The 24,390-nt window shown below is 70.1% G+C and carries 19 protein-coding genes and 1 pseudogene; 13 read left to right on the forward strand and 7 right to left on the reverse strand.

The features are described 5' to 3' along the window. Positions 1 to 673: 673 nt before the first annotated feature. Both GUI43_RS29870 and GUI43_RS29875 read left to right on the forward strand, forming a co-directional pair. Positions 674 to 1,609: an NUDIX hydrolase gene (locus GUI43_RS29870; protein WP_112700300.1), complete on the forward strand. Its 936-nt coding sequence runs from the start codon at positions 674 to 676 to the stop codon at positions 1,607 to 1,609. 345 nt (positions 1,610 to 1,954) lie between these two features. Further along, the gene (locus GUI43_RS29875) at positions 1,955 to 2,905 is read left to right on the forward strand and encodes a CDP-alcohol phosphatidyltransferase family protein (RefSeq protein ID WP_112584541.1); all 951 of its coding nucleotides are present in this window, start codon (positions 1,955 to 1,957) and stop codon (positions 2,903 to 2,905) included. A gap of 54 nt (positions 2,906 to 2,959) precedes the next feature. On the opposite strand, the gene GUI43_RS29880 is transcribed toward GUI43_RS29875, so the two are convergent. From GUI43_RS29880 to GUI43_RS29890, 3 genes and pseudogenes are all read right to left on the reverse strand, one after another. Continuing rightward, a complete protein-coding gene (locus GUI43_RS29880) occupies positions 2,960 to 4,213 on the reverse strand; it encodes a phosphatidylserine decarboxylase (RefSeq protein WP_112584542.1) in 1,254 nt (417 codons plus the stop codon). A 566-nt stretch (positions 4,214 to 4,779) separates the two neighbouring features. Continuing rightward, positions 4,780 to 5,028, reverse strand: a pseudogene (locus GUI43_RS29885) (hypothetical protein); the annotation flags it as partial. After that, positions 5,025 to 6,800: a PspC domain-containing protein gene (locus GUI43_RS29890; protein WP_249037879.1), complete on the reverse strand. Its 1,776-nt coding sequence runs from the start codon at positions 6,798 to 6,800 to the stop codon at positions 5,025 to 5,027. The gene GUI43_RS29890 and the pseudogene GUI43_RS29885, both read right to left, overlap by 4 nt. A gap of 155 nt (positions 6,801 to 6,955) precedes the next feature. On the opposite strand from GUI43_RS29890, the gene GUI43_RS29895 reads away from it, so the two are divergent. From GUI43_RS29895 to GUI43_RS29925, 7 genes are all read left to right on the forward strand, one after another. Beyond that, positions 6,956 to 8,221 carry an ATP-binding protein gene (locus GUI43_RS29895; RefSeq protein WP_112584545.1) on the forward strand — a complete coding sequence of 422 codons (1,266 nt, stop codon included), beginning with the start codon at positions 6,956 to 6,958 and terminating at the stop codon, positions 8,219 to 8,221. 2 nt (positions 8,222 to 8,223) lie between these two features. Continuing rightward, positions 8,224 to 8,910, forward strand: coding sequence for a response regulator (locus GUI43_RS29900; RefSeq protein WP_030337843.1), 687 nt, complete (start codon positions 8,224 to 8,226; stop codon positions 8,908 to 8,910). 580 nt (positions 8,911 to 9,490) lie between these two features. Next, positions 9,491 to 11,131, forward strand: a complete 1,641-nt coding sequence (locus tag GUI43_RS29905) for a peptide ABC transporter substrate-binding protein (protein ID WP_112584543.1) — start codon at positions 9,491 to 9,493, stop codon at positions 11,129 to 11,131. 148 nt (positions 11,132 to 11,279) lie between these two features. Further along, entirely contained in the window at positions 11,280 to 12,206 is a 927-nt protein-coding gene (locus tag GUI43_RS29910) for an ABC transporter permease (protein WP_091406376.1), read from the forward strand. After that, positions 12,199 to 13,167: an ABC transporter permease gene (locus GUI43_RS29915; protein WP_091406374.1), complete on the forward strand. Its 969-nt coding sequence runs from the start codon at positions 12,199 to 12,201 to the stop codon at positions 13,165 to 13,167. Before GUI43_RS29910 ends, GUI43_RS29915 begins: the two co-directional genes overlap by 8 nt. Before the next feature lie 26 nt (positions 13,168 to 13,193). Continuing rightward, on the forward strand, positions 13,194 to 14,222 hold the full coding sequence (locus GUI43_RS29920) for an ABC transporter ATP-binding protein (RefSeq protein WP_091406372.1): 1,029 nt from the start codon (positions 13,194 to 13,196) through the stop codon (positions 14,220 to 14,222). Continuing rightward, a complete protein-coding gene (locus tag GUI43_RS29925; protein WP_112583780.1) occupies positions 14,215 to 15,228 on the forward strand; it encodes an ABC transporter ATP-binding protein in 1,014 nt (337 codons plus the stop codon). Before GUI43_RS29920 ends, GUI43_RS29925 begins: the two co-directional genes overlap by 8 nt. A 148-nt stretch (positions 15,229 to 15,376) precedes the next feature. Here GUI43_RS29925 and GUI43_RS29930 read toward each other — a convergent pair whose 3' ends face one another. Further along, complete coding sequence (locus GUI43_RS29930; RefSeq protein WP_112700301.1) at positions 15,377 to 15,766, reverse strand: chorismate mutase; 390 nt, start codon at positions 15,764 to 15,766, stop codon at positions 15,377 to 15,379. A gap of 300 nt (positions 15,767 to 16,066) precedes the next feature. Here GUI43_RS29930 and pcrA point away from each other — a divergent pair, with 300 nt between their 5' ends. Further along, a complete protein-coding gene (pcrA, locus tag GUI43_RS29935; RefSeq protein ID WP_112604081.1) occupies positions 16,067 to 18,472 on the forward strand; it encodes a DNA helicase PcrA in 2,406 nt (801 codons plus the stop codon). Positions 18,473 to 18,567: 95 nt separating this feature from the next. On the opposite strand, the gene GUI43_RS29940 is transcribed toward pcrA, so the two are convergent. Continuing rightward, entirely contained in the window at positions 18,568 to 19,338 is a 771-nt protein-coding gene (locus tag GUI43_RS29940; RefSeq protein ID WP_112700302.1) for a M23 family metallopeptidase, read from the reverse strand. A gap of 273 nt (positions 19,339 to 19,611) precedes the next feature. Beyond that, positions 19,612 to 20,319, reverse strand: coding sequence for a M23 family metallopeptidase (locus GUI43_RS29945; protein WP_112583776.1), 708 nt, complete (start codon positions 20,317 to 20,319; stop codon positions 19,612 to 19,614). A gap of 486 nt (positions 20,320 to 20,805) precedes the next feature. Here GUI43_RS29945 and icmB point away from each other — a divergent pair, with 486 nt between their 5' ends. The 3 genes from icmB to sucD all read left to right on the forward strand — a co-directional run bounded on the left by icmB (position 20,806) and on the right by sucD (position 23,710). Beyond that, complete coding sequence (gene icmB / locus GUI43_RS29950) at positions 20,806 to 21,210, forward strand: coenzyme B12-dependent isobutyryl CoA mutase small subunit (RefSeq protein WP_030491849.1); 405 nt, start codon at positions 20,806 to 20,808, stop codon at positions 21,208 to 21,210. 431 nt (positions 21,211 to 21,641) lie between these two features. Further along, entirely contained in the window at positions 21,642 to 22,820 is a 1,179-nt protein-coding gene (gene sucC / locus GUI43_RS29955) for an ADP-forming succinate--CoA ligase subunit beta (protein WP_112583775.1), read from the forward strand. A 2-nt stretch (positions 22,821 to 22,822) separates the two neighbouring features. Continuing rightward, on the forward strand, positions 22,823 to 23,710 hold the full coding sequence (gene sucD, locus GUI43_RS29960; protein ID WP_030337831.1) for a succinate--CoA ligase subunit alpha: 888 nt from the start codon (positions 22,823 to 22,825) through the stop codon (positions 23,708 to 23,710). Between the two features lie 72 nt (positions 23,711 to 23,782). On the opposite strand, the gene GUI43_RS29965 is transcribed toward sucD, so the two are convergent. Then, the gene (locus GUI43_RS29965; protein WP_112583774.1) at positions 23,783 to 24,049 is read right to left on the reverse strand and encodes a DUF4190 domain-containing protein; all 267 of its coding nucleotides are present in this window, start codon (positions 24,047 to 24,049) and stop codon (positions 23,783 to 23,785) included. Positions 24,050 to 24,390: the final 341 nt, after the last annotated feature.

Below are 24,390 nucleotides of genomic sequence, written 5' to 3' on the forward strand. Positions count from 1 at the left end.
AGTTGCACGCCGCACACCGGCCCGGCTCGTCCCGTCAGCGCTTCGAGATGGTCTCCACCGCCGCCAACATCGGCGGGACGGGCGTCGCGCCTCGCGCCTCGCGCCTCGCGCCTCGCGCCTCGCGCCTCGCGCCTCGCGCCTCGCGCCTCGCGCCTAGATCGTGCTCGAACCAGGATGTAGTGGCTTCACCGACGCGCCGATGCCACTGCATCCTGGATATTGCGCGATCTTGAGTTCGGGACAACCCGCCGAAGGGTGCCGCAGGCGTCGTGGGCAGGCATTCGGCGCGCCGCCCAGGGCCCACCCCGTGATCCACTCGGGTTCCTTGAAGGCGCGGTATCCCGGGTGCTGGAATACCGCGCCTTCCGTGAACCCGAGTTGATCACCGCTTGTCTCGGCCCCCGTGACGCGATTGGGCTCCACAATGAGGGCTAATGGAGGGAAGCTGACCGAGTCGCAAAGCAGGCCGAAGGGGTCTTCGCGAGGCTAATTGGTCGTCGTCAAGGGCCGGCTGCCCGGACGCGGCGGCTGCCCCGGATGCTCCGGCTCGCCAGGCCTTGAGGGTTTCCCGTGCACCACCTCGCGTTGATCATGAAGTTATTGTCGGAACGCGAGATGGACGGCGATAACTTCATGATCAACAGCTGTGGTGCGAAGCGGGGAGCGAGCAAAGGTGAAATTTGCGCGGCGAGTCGGGGTCTATGGTCTTCTGCGGGACTCAGGCCGGGTATTAGTGGTTCGGGACGGGGCAGAGGGTGAGTTTCCCGGGGTCTGGCGGTTGCCGGGCGGTGCCGTCGGGCATGCCGAGGACCCGGAGCGCGCTGTGGTCCGCGAGGTCGCCGAGCAGGCCGGGCTGACGGTCGCGGTGACGCGACTACTCGCGGTGGTCGCCGATGTGGCCACCTTTGCGGAGGACAAGGCCGCGCTGCACACCGACCGGCTGTTGTTCGAGCTCAGCACTCCCCACGGCGCGCGGCCTGAGAGCGCGGGGCCCGGGGGCGGGTCGCGGGGTGTCGGGGCTGGTCTGGTTGATCAAGTGTGCTGGCTTTCGCTGGCGGAGGTTGCGCAGTTGCCGCTGACTCCGTTCACCGCCGAGGCGCTCGGCCTGCCGGTCACCCCACTGCCGCCGGCAGCGCACCGGTCGTGGGACCTGTTCCCGCCGCAGCACCCCGACCGGCGGCTGCGCTTCGGGGCGTACGGGCTGGTCACCGACCCCGCTGGGCGGATCCTGCTCACCCAGATCGCGGAGGGCTACCCGGGGGCCGGTCTGTGGCATCTGCCCGGCGGTGGCACCGATCACGGTGAGCAGCCGGCCACCGGGTTGCTGCGGGAGTTGGTCGAGGAGGGCGGGCAGGTGGGTCGGGTCGTGGATCTTCTCGGCGTCAACAATCTGCACAATCCCGCCGCGCTGGGCCCGGAGGGCCGACCTCTGGACTGGCATGGCGTACGGGTGATCTATCGGGTGCTGGTGGACGTACCCACCGACGCGGTGGTCACCGAGTCCGCAGGAGGGTCGACGGCGCGGGCGGGGTGGTTCACCCGCGACGAGGCGGCTGACCTGCCGTTGAGCGACATCGCTGCCGTGGCAATCGGACAGAGTGGCCGATAGCACCCCGCTCGGTGAGCCGACTTGGTGACCCTCCGGTACAGTCAAAGGCGGGAATGATGGAGGAAACGGGCGATGAAGCCCGGGATGGGAACAAGCGAGCGGTTCGAGCGGTTTAAGCCAGATATAAGTACCGCCGGCAGCTATCGCCAAGCCATGTTCCCCTATGCGATGGTGTACTCCGCAAAACGGCTGCCGGGCCATGCAAGGTCCGGCACGAGACAGCCGGACACCCGCCGCTTGGCGGTCAGCAGATCCGGTGATGGAGGAAACGTGCCGAGAGCCCCATGGCGCCGGCGTCGTACTACTGACAGTCCGCGCCCCGCAGGGCGTCGCTGGGCGGGCCGGTTGCGCCGCAGCAGCACGTTCGCCCGCCAGGTGCTGTTGGTCCGGGTCGGTCGCCGCGACGGCGACCTGCACCCGACCGACCTGGCCCCGACCGAGCACCGGTACGCCGATCGGCAGCGCCGTCGCTACGGCCTGGACCGGCTCAGCCGGCCGACACTGGGCGTGGACCCGACACTGGGCCTGGACCGAGCCGACGTTAACGCGGTCATGCCGGTCAGCCCGGCGATGCCGCCGATGACGCAGACCGACGAGGCCCACTCGATCCCGCTGCTCCCCGGCGAGCGCACCATCGCGCGCCGGATGAAGTTCGGCCTGGTCAACGCCTGCACGCTGGCCAGCTTGATGCTCGGCATGCTGGCCATCTTCCTGGCCATGCAGGGCGAGGTGCGCATGGCGGCGCTCTGCCTGATCGCGTGCGTCGGCTTCGACGGTCTGGACGGCGCGCTGGCCCGACGGCTCGGGGTGGCCAGCCCGTTCGGCGCGCAGATGGACTCACTGGCCGACATGTGCTCGTTCGGTCTCGCCGCGCCGGTAGTGGTCTACGCCTCGCTCGCCGGCTCCGTCTCCACGGCGGCGGCGGCGGTGGCGTGCGCCCTGGTCGCGGCGTGTGCCGCGATTCGACTGGCCCGCTTCAACGTCTCGCCGAAGGACGGCAGGTTCTTCTGCGGGGTGCCCACCACCATGGCGGCTGCGGTGCTCGCCGTGACGGTGGCGATCGGCCTGCCGGTGCCTGGTGCCGTGCTGGTCGCCGGGGTGGCGCTGCTGGCCTTCGCGATGGTTTCGAGCTTCCCGTACGCCAAGCTCGCCCGGCTGGTGAAGCTGCCGCCGTGGCTCTGGCTGGCCCCGGTGATCGGCGCGCTGGTCGACATTCGGCTCACGTTCGCCCTGATCGTGGTGGGCTACCTGGTCAGCGGGCCGGTTCTCTGGCTGCGGCAACGTCGTACCGCCTGATCTGAGCAGACAGAACGGGGCGCCGCGAAAGCGGCGCCCCGTTCTGTCTGCGGGTCAGCGCCAGCGGGCGATGACCGTGGACCCGCCGACCACCTTGTCGCCCGGCCCGACCAGCGGGTCCGCGGCCTCAGCGGGCAGGTAGACGTCGGTCCGGGAGCCGAACCGGATCAGCCCGAAGCGCTCGCCCTTGGCCAGCAGCGCGCCGATCGGCGCGCGCTGCACGATCCGGCGGGCGATCAGCCCGGTCCGCTGCGCGACCACCACCGTGCCGCGAGCGGTGTCCAGCACTGTGTACGCGGCGACGTTGTGCTCGGCGTCCGGCTTCATCGCGTTGACGAAGCCGCCATCGGCGACGAAGTAGTCCACCACCTTGCCGGCGACCGGGGCGCGGTTGACGTGCACGTCCAGCACCGACAGGAACACCGCGATCCGCAGCCACTCGCCGTCGCCGAAGCGCTCGTCGTGCAGCCGCTGCACCGACAGGACCTTGCCGTCCGCGCTGGCGACCACGGCGCTCGGGTCCTCCGGCACGTCCCGTTCGGGATCCCGGAAGAACGCGGCGACCGGCCCGGCGGCCAGGGCCGGCAGCAGCCACAGCTTGGACGACGGACGCGCCACCCGGGCCAGCGCCGCGAGGCCCAGCGCGATGCCCGCCGCCGCCACTCCGTTGGAGTCGATGTGCATGCCCCGGGTCACCGGCACGCTCGACGGCCGGTACGCGGGGGCCAGGGTGTCGGCCGTGGCCGGGCTGGCCGGGGTGAACCGCAGCCGGTAGACCCGCACCGGCGGCGAGTTACGCAGCACCAGATCGGCGCCGACGCCGTAGAGGGCGTCCTGCCGGGCCAGCTCGGCGGCGGCACCCTCGGTCCGGCCGGGGGTGGCGACGGTCGCCACGCTCAGCACCGCCCCGTCGGTCAGGTACTTCGCCAACCCCTCGACGCCGTTGCGGGTGGCCTCGGCGGTGCCGGTGAACGCCTCACCGGCGATGACGACCCCGGCGGCCTCGGCTTCGGCCAGCGAGTCGACGACGCTCACCCGGTCGGCGACCCAGCGGCCCTGGGCTGTGACGTGCTCGCGGAGCGCCGCAGCGCCGAACGGCTCGGCGGGCACCACGGTGAGCCGGTCACCGGGGAGCAGCGCATCGACCGCCGCGGCCAGCACCGCGGAGTCCGGGGTCACCCCGACCAGCAGGGCGGCCTTGGGGTCGTTGATCCGGGCCAGCTCGGCGACGAGGGTACGGGCGGCTCGCTCGCCGATGCGGACCGGACCGGACCGGCCGGTGGTACGCACGGCGGGGGACTGGGTCATGTCGGGCGGGCTCCTGACGGGGGTAGAGACGGGAATCGCGGCGGGACCGCCATGGGCGGGACGGGCCGGCCGGCGGAGGCGAGATCTCCACCAGCCAGCATATGCGGCCGTCCGCGCCGGCCGCACCGCCGTGGGGATGCGGTGGACCGACGCGGACGGACCGCCCGAGGTCAGGCTTCCCTGCGCGGACCCTCGCGCTCGTCACCCGGCTGCTCGCCGCTGGCCTCGACCGGTTGGTCGAACCGGGTCGGCTCGTTCCCCTCGGACGGGGCCGGGCGGGCGGAATTCCCGATGGTCGGCTCGTCGTCTGCGTTGCCGGGTTGGCCGGGGATGGGCTCGGTCGGCGGCTCCGCCGGCGAATGTGCCAGCCAGGCAGGGTGGATCACGTCGGCGGCCGGCACGTCCTGCGCCCGCACCTCGGTGGTCGGCGTCTCCAACGTCCGGTCCGAGATGAGCGTCGGGTCCGAGGAGGGAGTGTCCCAGGTGGACCGTTCGGCTTCCCAGACCGGCAGGGCCGCGCCGGACGTCGACGTGGCGGCACCGGAGACGGGTGCGCCGGAGACGGACGTGCCGGAGACGGGAGCGACCGCCTCGGCGGCACCGGCCTCGGCAATCGGCTCCGGCTGGTTCGGTCGACCCGAGCGCAACGCGCCGACCAGCCCGAAGACCCCGATCAGGATGAGTGCGCCGGCCAGGAACCAGCCGACCGGCGGCAGCGCGAGCCCGAGCAGTTGGGCGAGCAGCCACCAGGCGGACAGCGCCAGGAACACGAGCCCGAAGGCGAACGACACCAGATCCGTGCGGTGAGCCTTCACCGGGTCACCTCCAGGTTGCCGGCATTGACATGGATGTAGAGGCGCAGGGTCCCGCCGCCGGGCCCGTCCGCGCCGACGTCGGTGGACTCCCGCAGGCGGCCGTCCAGCCCGCCGGATCGGTTGCCGAAGACGGTGGCGTCACCCGCGTTGACGTCGGCCACCGTGGTGACGTCCACGTTCGGCGGCACGACGACCGTCGCCTGGCCGAAGTTGACGGCAACTGTCACCTGGCTGTCCCGTTTCGCGAAGTCGATCCCGCGCAGGTCGAGCACGGCGTCACCGAAGCTGTTCTCGTACCGGTCCGCCAGGTCGCGGTAGTCGGTGGGCGCCCAGGTCACCGCGCCGTCGACCCCCCGGATCCGGTCGTAGGACTCGGCGACGGTCGCCGTGCCCAGCGCCGCCGCGGTCACCAGACCGAGCGCGATGAGCCAGCGCGCCCGCCCGAACCAGGTGCCGACCAGCAGGCCCAGCGCGATCGTGGCCAGCGCGGCCGCGAAGTACGCCGAGGCGCTGATGGCGAAGACGTCCAGCAGGTCGAGCAGGGCGACCAGACCGAGCACCAGGAAGATCAGCGAGAAGGTCACCGCGCCGAGCGGCGACCGCTCCTTGGGGCGCTTCGGCGGCTTCGGCGGCTTGGGCGGAGGAGGCGCGGCCGGGGTCGGCGAAGCGTACGGGCCGTGCGGCGCGAACGGGGGGCGGTAACCGGAGGGCGGCGGGGCGGTCGGATAGCCGGCCGGTGCAGCGGGTGTGCTGCTCACCGGTGCCGACGGCCAGCCGGCGCTGGGCATGGCGGTGCTCGGCCAGCCGGGCTGGGCAGCCGTCGTGCCGGCCGGTTGCCCGGACACCGGGCCGACCCCGGACACCGGCTGCGTCGCGCTGGTCGGCGGCGCGTCGTACGCCGGGATGGTGACGGTGGGCGTCGCCCCCGTCGTCGCGGTGGCGTACCCCGGACCGGTGCTGAACATCGGCGGCGTCGCCGCCGCGCCGGTCGACGGTGCCGCGCCGTACGACGGCCAGGTCACCGGTGGGACGACCGCGCCGGGCGGTGCGGCGGGCGGCGGACCCCCCGGGGCGCCGGGCCGTGGATTGCGGCCGTCCCGGTTGAGCAGGAGCGCGCCGGCGACCAGGATGGCCGCGCCGAGCAGCACCGCGCGGAAGGCGTCGGTGACGATGTACGCGAAGCTGGCCGCGACCAGGATGCCCAGGACGATCACCGTCACCGGGGACATGCTGGAGCGACCACGACCGAGCATGGACTCGACGGGGGACGCGGTGTCGCCCTCGTTCGGGATGATCAGCCAGGCGGCGACGTACACCAGGATGCCGATGCCCCCGAAGAACCCGAGCACCGCGAGCAGCACCCGCCAGAGCACCGGATCGGTGTTGGTGGCGCGCCCGATCGCCGCGCAGACGCCAGCCAGATACCGCCCCTCGCGCGGCCGGACCAGCCCGTACCGCGAGGTGAAGCCGGTGCCGCCCAGCGGCGGTGGTGGCGCGGACGGACCGGGACCACCCGGCCCGGGTGGCGTGCCGCCCGGACCGTAGCCGGTGCCCGCCGCGAACCCCGGGCCTGGGCCGTAGCCCGCCGTGGGCGGCGCGTAGCTGTCGGCCGGCTCGCCGGGCGCGGTGCTGGCGGTCGCGTCGGTGCCAGCGTGCGGACCGAACGTGCTGGGCTCGGTCCATTCGGTGGGCGTGGTGGTGGGCGGGGGCGGTGCTGAACCGCCCGGCTGTGCCGACCCCGGTCGGGGCGGCGGGGCAGCTTCCTCGGTCATGCTTCGATCCTGCTGCCCGGTCCACCCGAATGACCTCAGGACCCGACCCTGACCCCACCCTGAGATCCGGCGGCCGGAATGTCGGGGGCGTCCCCGTGGTCGCGGCCGCCGCAGCGTGTGACGATCGAGTCACCGACCTCGACCTGTCCGCCACCGTGACCAGGGAGCCTCCGATCAGCATCGTGACCCCGCCCCCGCGCCTCTACCGCGCCCCGGAGCACCGGATGGCCGCCGGCGTCGCCGCCGGTATCGCCGACCATCTCGGCATCTCGGTGCTGCGGGTGCGCGTCGCGTTCATGGTCCTGCTCGGGCTCAGCGGGCTCGGCCTGCTGCTCTACGCGGCCTTCTGGGCGGTGGTGCCGCTGCGCCCCGGCGACACCGCGGTGCCGCCCCGGCGGGACGTCGCCCAACTCCTGCCGTTCGTGGGGATCGGGCTCGGTGTCCTGTTGATCCAGGTGATGGTCTTCGACTCGGTAGGCGCGGCGGGCACCGCCGGTTGGTTGGTGGCCATCATCGCGGTCGGCGCGGGGGTCATCTGGCATCAGTCCGCGCCCGAGCGGCGGCGACAGTGGGGCGACGCGATGCCGGTGCCCTGGCTCGGCGCGGTCGTCGAGGAGAGCGACCGGCGGGCCTTCGTGCTGCGGTTCATCGGCGGGGGAGTGCTGGTCGCGGTCGGCATCATCGGCGTCGCGGCCGTCTACTCACCGGCACAGAACTTCGACGCGGTGATCAATGGCGTGATCTTCGCGTTGGTCGGGCTGGCGGGCGTCGGCGTGGTCGCCGCGCCGGTGCTCTGGCGGACGTACAGCCAGCTCCGCTCGGAGCGTGAGGGGCGCATCCGCGAGCAGGAGCGGGCCGAGCTGGCCGCGATGGTGCACGACCAGGTGCTGCACACGTTGGCACTGATCCAGCGCAACGCCGGCGACGTCAAGACGGTGCAGCGGCTGGCCCGGGGGCAGGAGCGCTCGTTGCGCAACTGGCTCTACAAGCCGACCGCTTCGCCGAGCGAGCGCTTCGCCGCCGCTCTGGAACAGGCCGCGGCCGAGGTCGAGGACACCTTCGCGATCAGCGTGGAGACGGTGGTGGTGGGGGACCGGGAGACCGACGAGAAGGTCGGCGCGCTGGTCGCGGCCGCGCGGGAGGCGTTGGTGAACGCGGCCCGGCACGCCGGCGTGCAGACCGTGTCGCTCTACGCCGAGGTGGAACCGGATCAGGTCAGTGTGTTCGTCCGGGACCGGGGGAAGGGCTTCGATCCGGATACCGTGGAGGACCACCGGCACGGCGTACGCGGCTCGATCATCGGGCGGATGAAGCGGCACGGCGGACGGGCCGAAATACGGTCCGGCCCGGGGGAGGGGACCGAGGTCCGGTTGATCCTGCCGATCTCCCGGGACTCGTCCGCAGCGGAGAGGAACAGATGACCATGGCCGAGCAGTCGACCGAGCACCTCGACCCGGCGGATGCCCGCCCCGAGCGGCTGCGGGTGTTCCTGGTGGACGACCACGCCATGTTCCGAGCCGGGGTGCGTGCGGAGTTGGGCGCCCACGTCGAGGTGGTGGGCGAGGCGAGCACGGTGGCCGAGGCGGTCACCCGGATCGCCGCGGTCGGTCCCGACGTGGTGCTGCTCGACGTGCACATGCCCGACGGCGGCGGTCGCGCGGTGCTGGAGGCGATGCGGCGTACGCACCCGCAGGTCAAGTTCCTCGCGTTGAGCGTCTCCGACGCGGCGGAGGACGTGATCGGGCTGATCCGTGCCGGTGCCCGCGGGTACGTCACCAAGACCATCTCCCCGGACGAGCTGGCTGCCGCGATCCGTCGCGTGGCCGACGGGGACGCGGTGTTCAGCCCACGGCTGGCCGGGTTCGTGCTGGACGCCTTCGCGGCCCGGCCGGACGCACCGGTGGCCGACCCGGAGCTGGACCAGCTCACCAACCGTGAGCGTGAGGTGCTGCGGCTGCTGGCCCGGGGGTACGCGTACAAGGAGATCGCCAAGGAGCTCTTCATCTCCATCAAGACGGTGGAGACGCACGTGTCGAACGTGCTGCGCAAGCTTCAGATGTCCAACCGCTACGAACTTTCCCGTTGGGCGGCGGATCGTCGCCTCGTGTGACGGCGCGTCGGCACCGGCGAGGATCAGAGAAACGTCCGGCGCGCCCTCGTACACCCGGCCGGTGATCGTGTCCGGGTAGCCGTAGGGGCCCTCATCCGGATGGGTCGAAACGTGAGCGGTGACAGACGTCCCACCGGGCTCGGGTGAGCTCGGGGCTCGCGCGCGGGCCGAGGCTGGCTGTTCGGGTGGCGCAAGGTATTTCCTGCTCAGTGCCGTCCGCGTCGGGCGTTTTATGATCATTTTTCAAGTATCGGCAACGTGGCGGGCAACTAACGGCTTGATAACGGCACCTTCACGGAAGAGGCCAGTGGGTGTCACAGTGGCAGCACCTCACCATCGGTGTGTGGCACTCCGTACGCCCCACGACCACGATTCCGCCGATCTCGGCGGCCCGTGGCTGTGTCGATTGCGTCGTGTCAAGCGTCGTTGGTGGGGGAGCCCGGCGGATCGGAACATCAGGGGTGTCCCCAACTTCCCTGTGGTCCCGGCGACCCGCGCCCCGGGGTGGTCGGGCGGTGTCACCCCCAAACGTGCGTGAAACCCACGACGGAACCTGGTTAGAAAGAGGAGGCCCCTCGGAATGAGAGTCTCGAAGCGGGCGACGAGCGCTATCGCGCTCAGCGCGGCTGCCGCGCTTGTCGCGAGCGGTTGCTCGAGCGGCGGTGGCGACGAAACTGCCGCCAGCGCGGACGGCTCGATCGTTGTTCACGGCGTCCAGCCGGAGAACCCGCTGGTCCCGTCGAACACCACGGAGACCGGTGGCGGCAAGATCATCGACTGGATGTGGACCGGCCTGGTCGAGTACCCGAACGACGGTGGGGCCCCGCGTAACGCGCTGGCGGAGTCCATCAACACCACGGACTCCAAGGTCTTCACGATCAAGATCAAGGCCGGTACCAAGTTCCACGACGGTACCGAGGTCAAGGCGAAGAACTTCGTCGACGCCTGGAACTGGGCCGCCTACTCGCCGAACGGCGCGCAGAACGGCACCTTCTTCGCGGACATCGCGGGCTTCGACCAGACCTACACCACGGACCCCGATGGCGCGGACGGCCCGAAGAAGGCCCCGACGCCGACGGCCGACAAGCTGTCCGGCCTGAAGGTCATCGACGAGCAGACCTTCGAGGTCACCCTGGCAGCGCCGACCGCGGTCTTCCCGACCAAGCTCGGCTACAGCGCCTTCATGCCGCTGCCGGACGTGTTCTTCACCATGAAGCCGGAAGAGTTCGGCAAGAACAAGCCGATCGGCAACGGCCCGGTGAAGTTCGTGTCCTGGGAGGACAACTCCCTCATCAAGCTGACGCGCTTCGACGACTACAACCTTCGCGACAAGATGAAGGTCAAGGACGTCGACGTCAAGCTGTACCAGGACGACAACGCCGCCTACGCCGATCTGCTGGCCAACAACCTCGACTTCATGGAGGTTGTCCCCACCTCGGCGCTCGCCGGTGACAAGTGGAAGACCGACCTCGGTGACCGGGGCCGCTCGACCGTCACGCCGTCGACCGCGTTCATCGCGTTCCCGATCTACGACAAGCGCTACGCGAACCCGAAGCTGCGTCGTGCCGTCTCGCTGGCGGTCAACCGGCAGGAGATCTCGGACAAGATCTTCTTCGGCACCCGCAAGCCGGCCGACAGCTGGGCGAACCCGCTGACCCCGGGCGCCAAGCCGGGCAACTGCACCGCCTGCAAGTTCGACCCGACCACGGCCAAGCAGCTGCTCGCCGAGGCCGGTGGCTTCAGCGGTGAGATGGTCTTCTACTACAACGCGGACTCCGCCCACAAGGACTGGATGGACGCCGTCGCGCAGCAGGTCAAGACCAACCTCAACATCAACGCTCGGGCCGAGGGTGTTCCGACCTTCGCGGTGTTCCGCCAGAACATCAACGCCCACAAGATGACCGGCCCGTACCGCGCTGCCTGGCAGCAGGACTACCCGGACGTCGAGAACTGGGTCAACCCGCTGTTCATCACCAACGGCTCCTCGAACGACGGCCTCTACAGCAACCCCGAGGTCGACGCCCTTGCCAAGCAGGCCAGCGGCGCCCCGAGCCTGGAGGCCTCGCACGAGGCGTTCGCCAAGGCGGTCGAGAAGGTCGACCAGGACGTCCCGAGCATCCCGGTCTACTTCTACGGTCAGCAGTCCGGCCACTCGGAGAAGATCAAGAAGCTCGAGCTGAACAACGTCGGCGAGATCGACATCACCTCGGTCGAGCTCTGATCCGAACGGTCTGACCCCGGGTCGGGCTCGCCACATCCGGTGAGCCCGACCCGGGGCCGTTCCGCGATTGGGTGTTACAACACTCCACTCGCACGTTGTCACCACCGTGTCGGCCGTCCGACGCGCCCCCTGTCTGGAGGACCACCCCATGGGCCGTTATCTGTTGAGACGGCTGCTCCAACTCGTGCCGGTCTTCATCGGTACGACGTTCCTGATCTACTGGCTCGTCTGGGCCGTTCCGGGCGATCCGTTCGCCGGCAAGTGCGGTGAGCGTCGCTGCCCGGACCAGTACATCGCCTTCATGACCGAGAAGTACCACCTCGACCAGAACGTCTTCGTGCAGTACGCCAACTACATGAAGAACCTGCTCCAGGGCGACTTCGGTCAGACGTTCTCGCAGCGCGAGATCAGCGACATCATCCTGACTTCGTACCCGAACACCCTGAAGCTGGCCCTCGTGGCGCTCGCCATCGAGGCGATCATCGGCCTCGGCGCCGGCGTGCTCAGCGGTCTGCGGCGTAACGGCTTCCTGGACAACCTGGTCCTGGTCTCCACCCTCTTCCTGATCGCACTGCCGGTCTTCGTGGTCGGCTTCGTGCTGCAGTGGCTGCTGGGTGTGCAGTGGGGCATCATCAAGCCGACCGTCTCCTCCGAGATGCGGTGGTCCGAGCTGATCGTGCCGGGCTTCGTGCTGGGCAGCGCGTCAGTGGCGTACATCGCCCGGGTGGCACGAACGAGCATCGCGGAGAACCGTCGCGCCGACTACGTGCGCACCGCCATCGCCAAGGGCCTGCCGATGCGCCGGGTGGTCGGCGTGCACCTGCTGCGCAACTCGCTCATCCCGGTGGTGACCCTGCTCGGTACCGACCTCGGTGCCCTGATGGGTGGCGCGATCGTCACCGAGGGAATCTTCGGCATCAACGGAATCGGCCGCCAGGTCTTCCGGGCGATCATCACCAAGGAAAGCGCCACGGTGGTAGGAATCGTGGTCGTCCTGGTGCTGGTCTATCTCGTGATGAACCTGCTGGTTGACCTGCTCTACGCCGCCCTGGACCCGAGGATCCGTTATGAGTGACCCGAGTACCGCATCGATCGTCAGTACCCCTGGCGCACACCCCACCGACTCCGCCGCACCCGCCACCGCGGGCCAGCCGCAGAGCAACGAGAAGCCGCGCGGCCTGCTCGCCGACGCCTGGCGGGATCTGCGGCGCAAGCCGCTGTTCTGGATCTCGGCCACGCTGATCGTGATCTTCCTGTTGATGGCGGCCTTCCCGGCGCTGTTCGCCCCGGGCGACGCGGTCAACGGCTCGCTGTCCCGCAGCCTCGACAAGCCGTCCGCCAATGGCTGGTTCGGCTACGACGTGCAGGGCCGCGACGTCTACGCCCGGGTCATCTACGGCGCACGGGCCTCCATCGTGGTCGCCGTGCTCTCCGTGATGGGCACCCTGCTCATCGGCGGAACCATGGGCATCATCTCCGGTTACCGCGGTGGCTGGGTGGACGCGCTGCTCAGCCGGATCGCCGACGTCTTCTTCGGTCTGCCCTTCGTGCTCGGCGCGATCGTCATCCTGACGACCTTCAACGGGTCGGGCGCCGGCAACAGCAAGGCCCAGATCATGGGCCTGGTGATCGCGTCACTGATCGTGCTGAGCTGGCCGGTCGTGATGCGGCTGATGCGCTCCTCGGTGCTCGCCACCAAGGAGGCCGACTACATCGTGGCGGCCCGCGCGTTGGGTGCCGGCACCGGCCGGATCATCCTCAAGCACCTGCTGCCGAACTGCCTGGCCCCGCTGCTGGTCTACGGCACGATCATGGTCGGCTCGTTCATCGGCGCCGAGGCCACCCTGTCGTTCCTGGGCGTCGGTCTGAAGTCGCCGGTGGTGTCCTGGGGCATCATGATCAGTGATGGGCAGCAGTTCGTCCGGGTCGCGCCGGGGCTGGTGTTCTTCCCCGCCGCGTTCCTCGTCACCGCAGTGCTGAGCTTCGTGATGCTCGGTGAGTCGGTCCGCGAGGCCCTCGATCCGAAACTCCGCTAGGGGAGATCCAGTTGTCCGACATTCTCGTGTCCGAGCAGTCAGCGCCGGGACCCGGCGGGTCCGGGCGTCCCTCCGGCCGCCTGCTCGAGGTCGACGACCTGCGGGTGGAGTTCCGTACCCGGGACGGCGTCGCAAAGGTCATCAACGGGGTCACGTACCACGTCGACGCGGGGGAGACCCTCGCCGTGCTCGGCGAGTCCGGCTCCGGTAAGAGCGTCACCGCGCAGACCATCATGGGCATCCTCGACACGCCGCCCGGCTTCGTCACCGGTGGGCAGGTCCGCTTCCACGGCAAGGACATGCTCCGCATGTCCGACGAGGAGCGGCGCCGCATCCGCGGCGAGGGCATCGCGATGATCTTCCAGGATGCGCTCTCCGCGCTGAACCCCGTCTTCACCGTCGGGTTCCAGATCGCCGAGCAGTTCCGGGTCCGGCGGGGCATGGGCCGCGCGGAGGCCAAGAAGCGCGCGATCGACATGCTCGACCAGGTCAAGATCCCGAACGCCAAGGGTCGGTTCAACAACTACCCGCACCAGTTCTCCGGCGGTATGCGGCAGCGCGCGATGATCGCGATGTCGCTGGCGCTCGACCCCGAGGTGCTGATCGCGGACGAGCCGACCACCGCTCTCGACGTGACAGTGCAGGCCCAGATCATGGACCTGCTGGCTGAGCTTCAGCGCGAGCGGCAGATGGGCATGATCCTGATCACCCACGACCTCGGTGTGGTCGCCGACGTCGCGGACCGGATCGCGGTCATGTACGCGGGCCGGATCGTCGAGGAAGCAGACGTGTACGAGCTGTACGCCAAGCCGGCGCACCCGTACACGCTGGGTCTGATCGACTCGATCCCGCGCCTCGACGAGAAGGGGCAGCAGCTCCGGACGATCAAGGGCCTCCCGCCGAACCTGATGAACATCCCGCCGGGCTGCCCGTTCAACCCGCGGTGCCCGATGGCTCAGCCGGTGTGCCGGGAGAAGGTCCCGCCGCTGCTGCAGGTCGGCCCCGCCCGGGCCAGCGCCTGCCACTTCGCCGAGGAGCTGGTGAACCGTGTCTGAGAACATCCTCGAGGTCAATGACCTGGTCAAGCACTACCCCGTCACCCAGGGCGTGGTGTTCAAGAAGACCGTTGGTCAGGTCAAGGCGGTCGACGGGGTCTCGTTCGGTCTGCGCGCCGGTGAGACGCTCGGTGTGGTCGGCGAGTCCGGCTGCGGCAAGTCGACGCTCGCCCGGGTGCTGATGAACCTGGAGAAGCCGACCGCCGGCAACGTGGTCTACAAGGGCCAGGACATCTCGAAGCTGTCCGGTGGGGCGCTGCGGCGTCTGCGCCGGCAGATCCAGCTGGTCATGCAGGACCCGTACACCTCGCTGAACCCGCGGATGACCGTCGGCGACCTGCTCGGTGAGCCGTTCGAGATCCACCCGGAGGTGGCGCCGAAGGGCAGCCGCCGGGCCAAGGTCCGCGAGCTGTTGGACCTGGTCGGGCTCAACCCGGAGCACATCAACCGGTACCCGCACCAGTTCTCCGGCGGTCAGCGTCAGCGCATCGGCATTGCCCGCGCGCTCGCGCTGCGGCCCGAGATCATCGTCTGTGACGAGCCGGTGTCGGCGCTGGACGTCTCCATCCAGGCTCAGGTCATGAACCTGCTGGAGCAGTTGCAGGGCGAGTTCGGCCTCTCGTACGTCTTCATCGCGCACGACCTGTCGGTGGTCCGCCACCTGTCGGACCGGGTCGCGGTGATGTACCTCGGCAAGATCGTCGAGATCGGTACCGAGGACGAGATCTACGAGCGACCGACCCACCCGTACACCCAGGCTCTGCTCTCTGCCGTGCCGGTGCCGGACCCGACGCAGCGGCACAACAAGACGATCATCCGGCTCACGGGTGACGTGCCGTCGCCGATCAGCCCGCCCTCGGGCTGCCGGTTCCGGACCCGCTGCTGGAAGGCGCAGGACGTCTGCGCCGAGCAGGTCCCGCTGCTGGAGATCCGACGGGACTCGGACCACCCGAGCGCCTGCCACTTCGCGGAGAAGCGCGAGATCGTCGCCACCCACGAGGTGTGAGTCACCGAAACCGCCTGCCGCCGTCACCACGACGACGGCAGGCGGTTTCGTCTGTCAGTGACCCGGATCGGCCGCGCGGCGCCTGGCCGCCCAGGAGGCGTCAGCAAGCACAGGGGCCGTGGCCCGGTTCAGCGCGGGCTGAGGTGGCTCACAGCGGGCCGCGGCCCGCGCGGAGCAGCAGCAGGGCCAGCTGGGTGCCGTCGGCACCGAGCGCGGCACGGAAACGCTCCAGGATCTCCCGTTCCCGGGAGAGCACCAGGCGGGTCCCACCGGACGCCATCCGGGTCACCCCGACCTCCTGGGACAACGCGGCCCGCTCCTGCCAGAGCGTGATCAACGCGTGGTCGATCTCGTCGATCCGTTCCCTGATCTGCACGATCCGCGCCGAGGCGGACGGCTCCTCGGTGCCGGTCTGCTGCTCGGCCGGCTCGGCGTCCGCACCCGTCGCTGGTGTGGCCACCGCCGGCTCAGCCCCCTGCGCTGCCGGCTGCCCCGGTCGGATCGGGCTGCCGCTCTGCTCCATCACGTTTGTCATCATCGGGTACCTCTCGCAGTGTGGTGCCCGGTGCCCGGAACCTGGGACGGAAAAAGCCCCGGACTCCAGGAGCCCGGGGCTTTAGCAGGTCTGAATCGATCAGGCGCGACCTACGGCAGCCGGACTCCCGGTGCCATAGTAAAAGTAGAAGCGCGCAGCGATCACGCCGTCGAGTATGCCCACGTCGTTGTCGGGTGCGCAAGCAATCCGCGTCGCGAAGGGCACTTTGCCGCCGGTGGGCGTGTCGGGTGGTGGTGCGCGCCGTCGGGAAGTGTCGGGCCGGCGGCATAGACTTGTCGGGCGATGCATCCTCTCTTCGACATCCCCGCGTCCCCGCCTGCGCCGGAGTCCGCGCCGGCCCGCCCGCACCGACCCGGGGCGGCTGCCGCGCGTCTCGATCCGCAGCAGCTGCTCGCCGGGCTGAACGGGCCGCAGCGCGACGCCGTCAGCCATGCCGGCTCGCCGCTGCTGATCGTGGCCGGCGCCGGGTCCGGCAAGACCCGGGTGCTCACGCACCGGATCGCCTACCTGCTCGCCGCTCGGGACGTGCACCCCGGTGAGATCATCGCGATCACCTTCACCAACAAGGCCGCCGGCGAGATGAAAGAGCGCGTCGCCGCGCTGGTGGGCCCCCGGGCCCGCCTGATGTGGGTGTCGACGTTCCACTCGGCCTGCGTGCGGATTTTGCGTGCCGAGCACGAGCACGCCGGGCTCAAGTCGACGTTCTCCATCTATGACGCGGACGACTCCCGCCGGCTGATGCAGTTGGTCACCCGCGAGCTTGATCTCGACCCGAAGCGCTACCCGGCGCGTGGTCTGGCGGCCCAGGTCTCCAACCTCAAGAACGAGCTGGTCGACCCGGAGCAGTTCGCGGCGCGGGCCACCGGGCCCAACGAGCGGGCGCTGGCCGAGGCGTACACGCTCTACCAGCGCCGGCTGCGTGAGGCACACGCCCTGGACTTCGACGACCTGATCATGACCACGGTGCACCTGCTCCAGTCCCACCCGCACGTCGCGGAGAGCTACCGCCGACGGTTCCGGCACGTGTTGGTCGACGAGTACCAGGACACCAACCACGCCCAGTACGTCCTGATCAAGGAGCTGGTCTCCGGCACCGACGGGCTGGAGCCCGCCGAGCTGTGCGTGGTCGGCGACGCCGACCAGTCGATCTACGCGTTCCGGGGTGCGACGATCCGCAACATCCTGGAGTTCGAACGGGACTTCACCGACGCGCGGACGATCCTGCTGGAGCAGAACTACCGCTCCACCCAGACCATCCTCAACGCGGCCAACGCGGTGATCGACCGCAACACCTCCCGCAAACCCAAGCGGCTGTGGAGCGAGGCCGGCGCCGGCGAGCAGATCGTCGGCTACGTGGCCGACACCGAGCACGCCGAGGCCGACTGGGTGGCCCGGGAGATCGACCGGCTGGTCGACGCCGACGAGACGCGCCCCGGCGACGTCGCCGTCTTCTACCGCACCAATGCGCAGTCCCGCGTCTTCGAGGAGGTGTTCATCCGGGTCGGCCTGCCCTACAAGGTGGTTGGCGGGGTGCGCTTCTACGAGCGCAAGGAGGTCCGCGACGCCCTGGCGTACCTGCGTTCGGTGGTCAACGACGACGACACGGTGAGCCTGCGGCGAGTGCTCAACACCCCGCGCCGGGGGATCGGCGACCGCGCCGAGGCGTGTGTCGAGGCGCTCTCCAGCCGCGACCGGATCTCCTTCGGCGCGGCGTTGCGCCGGGCCCGCGAGGCGCCGGGCATCTCCAGCCGGGCGGCCAACGGCATTGGGGACTTCGTGGCGTTGCTCGACGGCGCCCGTGAGCTGGCCGAGACCGGCACCCCGGAGGAGGTGCTGGAGGCGCTGCTGACCCGTTCCGGCTACCTCACCGAGCTGGAGGAAAGCCTGGACCCGCAGGACGCCGGCCGGGTGGACAACCTCCAGGAACTGGTCAGCGTCGCCCGCGAGTACACCGAGCGGATCGAGGCGCTGGGCGAGGAGGGGGAGCGGGCCACCCTGGCCGGCTTCCTGGAGCAGGTGGCGCTGGTCGCCGACGCCGACCAGATCCCCTCCGACGACCCCGACCACCAGGGCGTGGTCACCCTGATGACGCTGCACACCGCCAAGGGACTGGAATTCCCGGTGGTCTTCCTGACCGGGCTGGAGGACGGCGTCTTCCCGCACCTGCGCTCGCTGGGCGACACCCGCGAGTTGGAGGAGGAGCGCCGGCTGGCGTACGTCGGCATCACCCGTGCCCGACAGCGGCTCTACATGTCCCGGGCGGTGACCCGCTCGGCGTGGGGGCAGCCGTCCTACAACCCGCCGTCACGCTTCCTGGAGGAGCTGCCGACCGAGTTGGTGCACTGGGAGCGCACCGAAGGGTCGTACACCTCGTGGGCTGGCGGGGGCGGCGGCGTCGGTGGCCGCGCGGACCGCGCGCCCGGCGCGCGTGGCAACTTCACCGGGGGGACGCCGAAGGCGGCCCAGTTGGCGCAGCGGCTCGGCGTGGACGCCAGCCGGCTGACCACGGCCAGTGAGCTGCCGCAGGGGCCGAAGGTGTCCGCGGGCGACCGGGTCAACCATCAGCGGTACGGGTTGGGGCGGGTGCTCGCCGTCGAGGGGCACGGCCCGGGTGCCCGCGCGCAGATCGACTTCGGCGACCAGACCATGTGGCTGGTGCTCCGGCACGCCCCGGTCGACAAGCTCTGACCCGGCGCGCCGCACCATCGCACTGAAGCAGGGAAGGAGGGGCCTCAGGCCCCTCCTTTCCTGTTGTTGCGCCCGGACCGCGCGGGGATGTTGCCTCAGCAGCCCAGGTCGACGCCGTGGGCCCGCATGAACGGGGCCGGATCGATCTGGTTCCACATGCCCTGGTGCACCTCGAAGTGCAGGTGCGGGCCGGTGGCATCGCCGGTGGCGCCCTCGTAGCCGATGATCTGGCCGGCCTTCACCTTCTGGCCGACGCTGACAGCGATGCGGCTCTGGTGGGCGTAGTGGGTCAGGTAGCCGTTGCCGTGGTCGATGAAGACGGAGTTGCCGTACCCGTCGGAGGCGTCGCCGGCCTGGGTCACGGTGCCGGCGGCCGCTGCGTGGATCGGAGTTCCGGAGGGCAGCGCCAGGTCGATACCGGCGTGCAGGGTGCCCCAGCGCTGCCCGTAGCAGGACGTGACGGCTGCGCCCGGCATCGGGTCGACCCAGGCGGGTGTGGGCCTGGTGGTCTTCTTCGGCTTCGGCTTGGCCTTCGCGGCGGCCGTCTTCGCGGGGGCCGGGCTGGTGCTGACCGCCGACGGGCTGGGCGTCGGGCTCAGCGAGGGGGCGACCGGGGTGCTCGACTCACGGACCGAGCGGTCGGCCCGGCTCGCACCCTCGGCCCGGGCCTGGGTGTCGAGGGAGACGGCGGCGGGTGCCGGGTGGTCGCCGCCGGTGGTGGCGACCGCGACGCCGCCGAGGCCGAGGACTACCAGGGCGGCGGCGCTGAGCACGATGAGGCGGTTCCGCCGGGGAGCGCGCTGCGGCTGCTCGGTGTGGGGGGCGTCGGGGGTGTTCTCGTTCTGGACGGGGCTGTCTTCCTGCACGGCGGACCTTCACAGTCGAGGGGCACTTGACCTCGAAATACTGGTGTCGGTTCGAGCCGGGGTGGGCGCGGGGACCGGGTGACCGCGCGGCGGGCGAAGTGATGGCTGCCCGGATATGACCCGCTCTACGGCGCTCTATCCGGAAAAGTGATCATGCTGGGTGGTGTCGCCCGTCACAATCGCCGATGTGACCCGGGATACATCCGCTCGGCCGAGGCAACGAAAAACCGCCCGGATCGACAGATCCGGGCGGTCAACGGTCGTTACGTAACGTCAGCCGGCGGCTACCTCGCTGTAGATTGCCTCGATTTGCAGCTTGATGTCCACTCCGCGCTCCTGGAGGAACGGCACCGGGTCGATCGGCTGCCCCTTGACATGGATCTCCAGGTGCAGGTGGGTGCCGTACGCGTGGCCGGTCTGACCCACCAGGCCGAGCTGGTCGCCCGCCTTGATCTGCTGGCCTTCCTTGACGCTCACCGCGGAGGAGTGGCCGTAGATGGCCTCGCTGCCGTCGGCGTGCTGGACGATCACCGCGTTGCCGTACCCGCCGAACCAGCCGGCCTTGGTGACCAACCCGTCGTGGATCGCCACGTAGGGAGTGCCCTCGCCGGCGACCAGGTCGACGCCGGTGTGCATCTTGCCCCAGCGGAGTCCGTACGGGGAGTTGAAGTCGTAGCCCTGCAGCGGCAGCAGCCAGACCTCGCGCTCGGCGCTGTCCTTGCTGCGGCTGTCCCGGGAGGCGCGGTCGGCGTTGTCCGCACGGGCCGCGGCGTCCTGGCTGGTGACCGACGCCTGCTTGAGCTCGTCGAGGACCGTCGGGCTGACGTCCTTGGCGTCCGGCAGGGCGCTCGCGCCGAGGGCCACGATGCCGGCACCGACGAACGCGGTGGTGACGACAGCGGCGTAACGGCTGCGGGGTGGGGTGGGTACGCGGCGGCGACCGCGATATCGATCGGGCTCAGACGACAGGCGCTGGCGCACGCACACCCTCCGTTGTCGGGGTTCCGAAGCGGCCGGTGGGCGTCCCCTGAAGCTCCAGTGAAACGTCCGCTGACCGCGTCGTCACCCGTCCATGGACCTGATGACAACCGTGGACACGTTAGCCAACCGCCAGGCGAGTCACAAGCTAGACCGAAAAATTGGCGTGTCGATCTGTCCGTTTGCGTCCCTGATTGTCATGCATCGCGACGCCGAACGGTGCCCCCGTCGCTGCCCGTTCGTCGCCGAGCGTGACCGTTCCGGCGGAGTCGTCCGGCTTGACTCCGAACGGCGCCGGGATGTGTCCACAGTCCTGCCAGCGGTGCAGCGACTCCGAAGCCCGGATTGCGCGCGGCCGCACCTCTTCCGGGTTGCGCGGTGGACACGCCGGGTAACGGCCGGTGGCAGAGCCCGGATTTCCCGGGCCGGGCCCGCCGGGTTACCGTTCGTTAAGGTGAAGGCGGTCAAGCCGGTGAAAGGTGTGCGCTGATGAGCTCTCGGATTCGGGTCGTCGTCGCGAAGCCTGGCCTGGACGGCCACGACCGGGGCGCGAAGGTCGTCGCGCGCGCCCTGCGGGATGCCGGCATGGAGGTCGTCTACACCGGCCTGCACCAGACCCCCGAGCAGATCGTGGAGACCGCCATCCAGGAGGACGCCGACGCGGTCGGCCTGTCCGTGCTCTCCGGCGCGCACATGACGCTCTTCCGGCGGGTGCTGGAACTGCTCGGTGAGCGGGACGCCCGCGACATCGTCGTGTTCGGTGGCGGCATCATTCCGAACGGCGACATTCCCGAGTTGGAGAAGCTGGGCGTCGCGAAGATCTTCACGCCGGGCGCCACCACCCAGGCAATTGTCGAGTGGGTCCGACAGAACGTGGCCCAGCCGGTTTCCTGAGGCACGCCGATCGCTGCGTCACCGAATTTTGGGCACGGGGGAGGGGCCGGACGCACCCCTCACACGTCCGGCCCCTCTATGCACGATGCCCCGCCGCCACCCCTCGACCGACAGGGCATCGGCCGTATCCCGTCATTGCGCTGTTCAGCGCTCCGACATCTGACTCAACGACGCCCCCACGGCAGGGTTACGCAAGCCGGACAACATCGCCCGGACGGTGGATGCCACCCGAGTCATGACCGGAAACCGGCCACACCTGGTGTCCGGTTGTGCATTACCGCACACCGTGCACCCGCTCGGTTGCCGGTGGTGCCGACCTCGCTAGGCTGCCGCCAATGGCCTGTTTCAACTGATGACAGGCGTCAAACTGTTTTCTGAACGCTGGTGGCGGCGCGACGGCGCGCCGCGGAGACGGGACGGGACGCGCAATCGTGGACCTGTACGAGTACCAGGGGCGGGACCTGTTCGAGCGGCACGGCTTGCCCGTGCTGGCCGGCGGCGTCGCCACTACCCCGGAAGAGGCCCGCGCGATCGCCGAACGTCTTGGCGGCCGTGTGGTCGTCAAGGCGCAGGTAAAGGTCGGCGGCCGAGGTAAGGCCGGCGGCGTCAAGCTGGCCGAGGGCCCGGATGAGGCGGTGGCCCGTGCCACCGACATCCTCGGCATGGACATCAAGGGTCACACCGTCCACAAGGTCATGATCACAGTGACCGCGGACGTGGCCGAGGAGTACTACTTCTCGTACCTGCTCGACCGGGCGAACCGCACCTTCCTCTGCATCGCCAGCGTCGCCGGCGGCATGGACATCGAGCAGGTCGCCGCCGAGACCCCCGACAAGGTCGTGAAGGCCCCGATCGACGCCGTGAAGGGCGTGGACGAGGCCAAGGCCCGCGAGATCGTGACCGCCGCCGGCTTCCCGGCTGCGGTTGCCGACCAGGTGGTCGAGATCGCCGTCGGCCTGTGGCAGGCGTTCGTCGCCGAGGACGCGACCCTGGTCGAGGTCAACCCGCTCGCCAAGAACGGCGACGGCCGGATGCTCCTGCTCGACGCCAAGATCAGCCTGGACGAGAACGCCGCGTTCCGGCACCCGGACCACGAGGCGCTTGTCGACCAGGCCGCCGTGGACCCGCTGGAGCAGGCCGCCAAGGCCAAGGACCTCAACTACGTCAAGCTCGACGGTGAGGTCGGCATCATCGGCAACGGCGCGGGTCTGGTCATGTCGACCCTCGACGTGGTCGCGTACGCCGGTGAGCGGCACGGCAACGTCAAGCCGGCCAACTTCCTCGACATCGGCGGCGGCGCGAGCGCCGCGGTGATGGCGAACGGGCTGGAGATCGTGCTCTCCGACCCGGCCGTGAAGAGCGTCTTCGTCAACGTCTTCGGCGGCATCACCGCCTGCGACGAGGTCGCCAACGGCATCATCCAGGCGCTGGCCCTGCTGGAGCAGCGCGGCGAGCAGGTCACCAAGCCGCTCGTCGTCCGTCTCGACGGCAACAACGCCGAGGCTGGCCGGGCGATCCTGGACAGCGCGAACAACCCGCTCGTGCAGCGGGTGGACACCATGGACGGTGCGGCCGAGCGGGCCGCCGAGCTGGCAGCTGCGGGGGTCTGATCATGGCTATCTGGCTGACCAAGGACTCGAAGGTCATCGTCCAGGGGATGACCGGTTCCGAGGGTTCCAAGCACACCCGGCGGATGCTGGCCGCCGGCACCAACGTGGTCGGTGGCGTCAACCCGCGCAAGGCGGGCCAGACTGTCGACTTCGACGGCACCGAGCTGCCGGTCTTCGCGTCCGTCGCGGACGCGATGGCCGAGACCGGGGCCGACGTCACAGTCATCTTCGTGCCGCCGCAGTTCACCAAGGCCGCCGTGGTCGAGGCGATCGACGCCGCGATCCCGCTGGCCGTGGTGATCACCGAGGGCGTTCCGGTGCACGACACCGCGTCGTTCTGGGCGTACAACGTGGCGCAGGGCGAGCGGACCCGGATCATCGGGCCGAACTGCCCGGGCATCGCCTCGCCGGGCGCGTCCAACGCCGGCATCATCCCGGCCGACATCACCGGCTCCGGCCGGATCGGCCTGGTCAGCAAGAGCGGCACCCTGACCTACCAGATGATGTACGAGCTGCGCGACATCGGCTTCTCCACCTGCGTCGGCATCGGCGGTGACCCGATCATCGGGACCACCCACATCGACGCCCTCGCGGCGTTCGAGGCCGACCCGGAGACCGACGCCATCGTCATGATCGGTGAGATCGGTGGCGACGCCGAGGAGCGGGCCGCCGAGTTCATCAAGGCCAACGTCACCAAGCCGGTGGTCGGCTACATCGCCGGCTTCACCGCTCCGCCGGGCAAGACCATGGGTCACGCCGGGGCGATCATCTCCGGCTCGGCCGGCACCGCCGAGGCGAAGCAGGCGGCGCTGGAGGCAGTCGGCGTCAAGGTCGGCAAGACGCCGACCGAGACCGCGAAGCTGATGCGGGAGATCATGTCCGGCAGCTGAGCCGGTCAGGCAACACGAAGGGGGTCGACCGTCACGGTCGACCCCCTTCGGCGTACGCGCGCTCCGCGCTGGTCAGTCGTTGTTCCAGAACGGGTAGTTGCCGGTCGAGCGCAGGATCGCCCCGCCGATGATGTTGATCACGCCGAGCGCGATGGCGAGGTAACCGAGCAGCGGCGACTGCCCGTACCGCCGGGCGTCGCGGATGGACAGGTAGCCGAAGACGATGCCGAAGATGCCGCAGCAGATCAGCCCCAGCACGATGCCCAGCACGCCCCAGAGGGTGGTTCGGTCGCGTCCCTGGGCCGGTGGTGGTGGGGGAGGCGGGTATGGCGTCGTCACAGCGTCCTCCGAGCGGTCATGGGCGACGTGCCGGCCCGGACCGCGACCGGCGGGCCCGTCCGGGGTGGCGGGACTCGCGCCCCCTCAGGGCCGAGGCTAGACCGGCCCGGGTGGGCAGGACGTCGGTTCGGTGAACTCGCCGACCTTAGGAGGGGTTAACGGACTGCCACCGCCCGCGCGACGTGCCAGAGTAGAGCGGATGTCCCCCGTCACCCCTGACCGTCCCAGCCGTCCCGGCGGTGTGAGCGCCGACGACCGGCCGGTCGACCGTGCCGCACCGGCCCGGCGGGTGCCCGCGCCTCGCGCGGGCGGGTCGCCGCGCGGGCGGGCGCCGTTGCCCG

Origin of the sequence: Micromonospora noduli, from assembly GCF_003264365.1 — a bacterium.
GTDB lineage: Bacteria > Actinomycetota > Actinomycetes > Mycobacteriales > Micromonosporaceae > Micromonospora > Micromonospora noduli.

Bases quoted from the DNA above. Each gene is read 5' to 3' on its own strand.
- GUI43_RS29890 (WP_249037879.1), bottom strand. From the start codon at position 6,800: ATGACCGAGGAAGCTGCCCCGCCGCCCCGACCGGGGTCGGCACAGCCG.
- GUI43_RS29905 (WP_112584543.1), top strand. From the start codon at position 9,491: ATGAGAGTCTCGAAGCGGGCGACGAGCGCTATCGCGCTCAGCGCGGCT.
- GUI43_RS29915 (WP_091406374.1), top strand. From the start codon at position 12,199: ATGAGTGACCCGAGTACCGCATCGATCGTCAGTACCCCTGGCGCACAC.
- sucD (WP_030337831.1), top strand. From the start codon at position 22,823: ATGGCTATCTGGCTGACCAAGGACTCGAAGGTCATCGTCCAGGGGATG.
- pcrA (WP_112604081.1), top strand. From the start codon at position 16,067: ATGCATCCTCTCTTCGACATCCCCGCGTCCCCGCCTGCGCCGGAGTCC.
- GUI43_RS29930 (WP_112700301.1), bottom strand. From the start codon at position 15,766: ATGATGACAAACGTGATGGAGCAGAGCGGCAGCCCGATCCGACCGGGG.
- icmB (WP_030491849.1), top strand. From the start codon at position 20,806: ATGAGCTCTCGGATTCGGGTCGTCGTCGCGAAGCCTGGCCTGGACGGC.
- GUI43_RS29880 (WP_112584542.1), bottom strand. From the start codon at position 4,213: ATGACCCAGTCCCCCGCCGTGCGTACCACCGGCCGGTCCGGTCCGGTC.
- GUI43_RS29910 (WP_091406376.1), top strand. From the start codon at position 11,280: ATGGGCCGTTATCTGTTGAGACGGCTGCTCCAACTCGTGCCGGTCTTC.
- GUI43_RS29900 (WP_030337843.1), top strand. From the start codon at position 8,224: ATGGCCGAGCAGTCGACCGAGCACCTCGACCCGGCGGATGCCCGCCCC.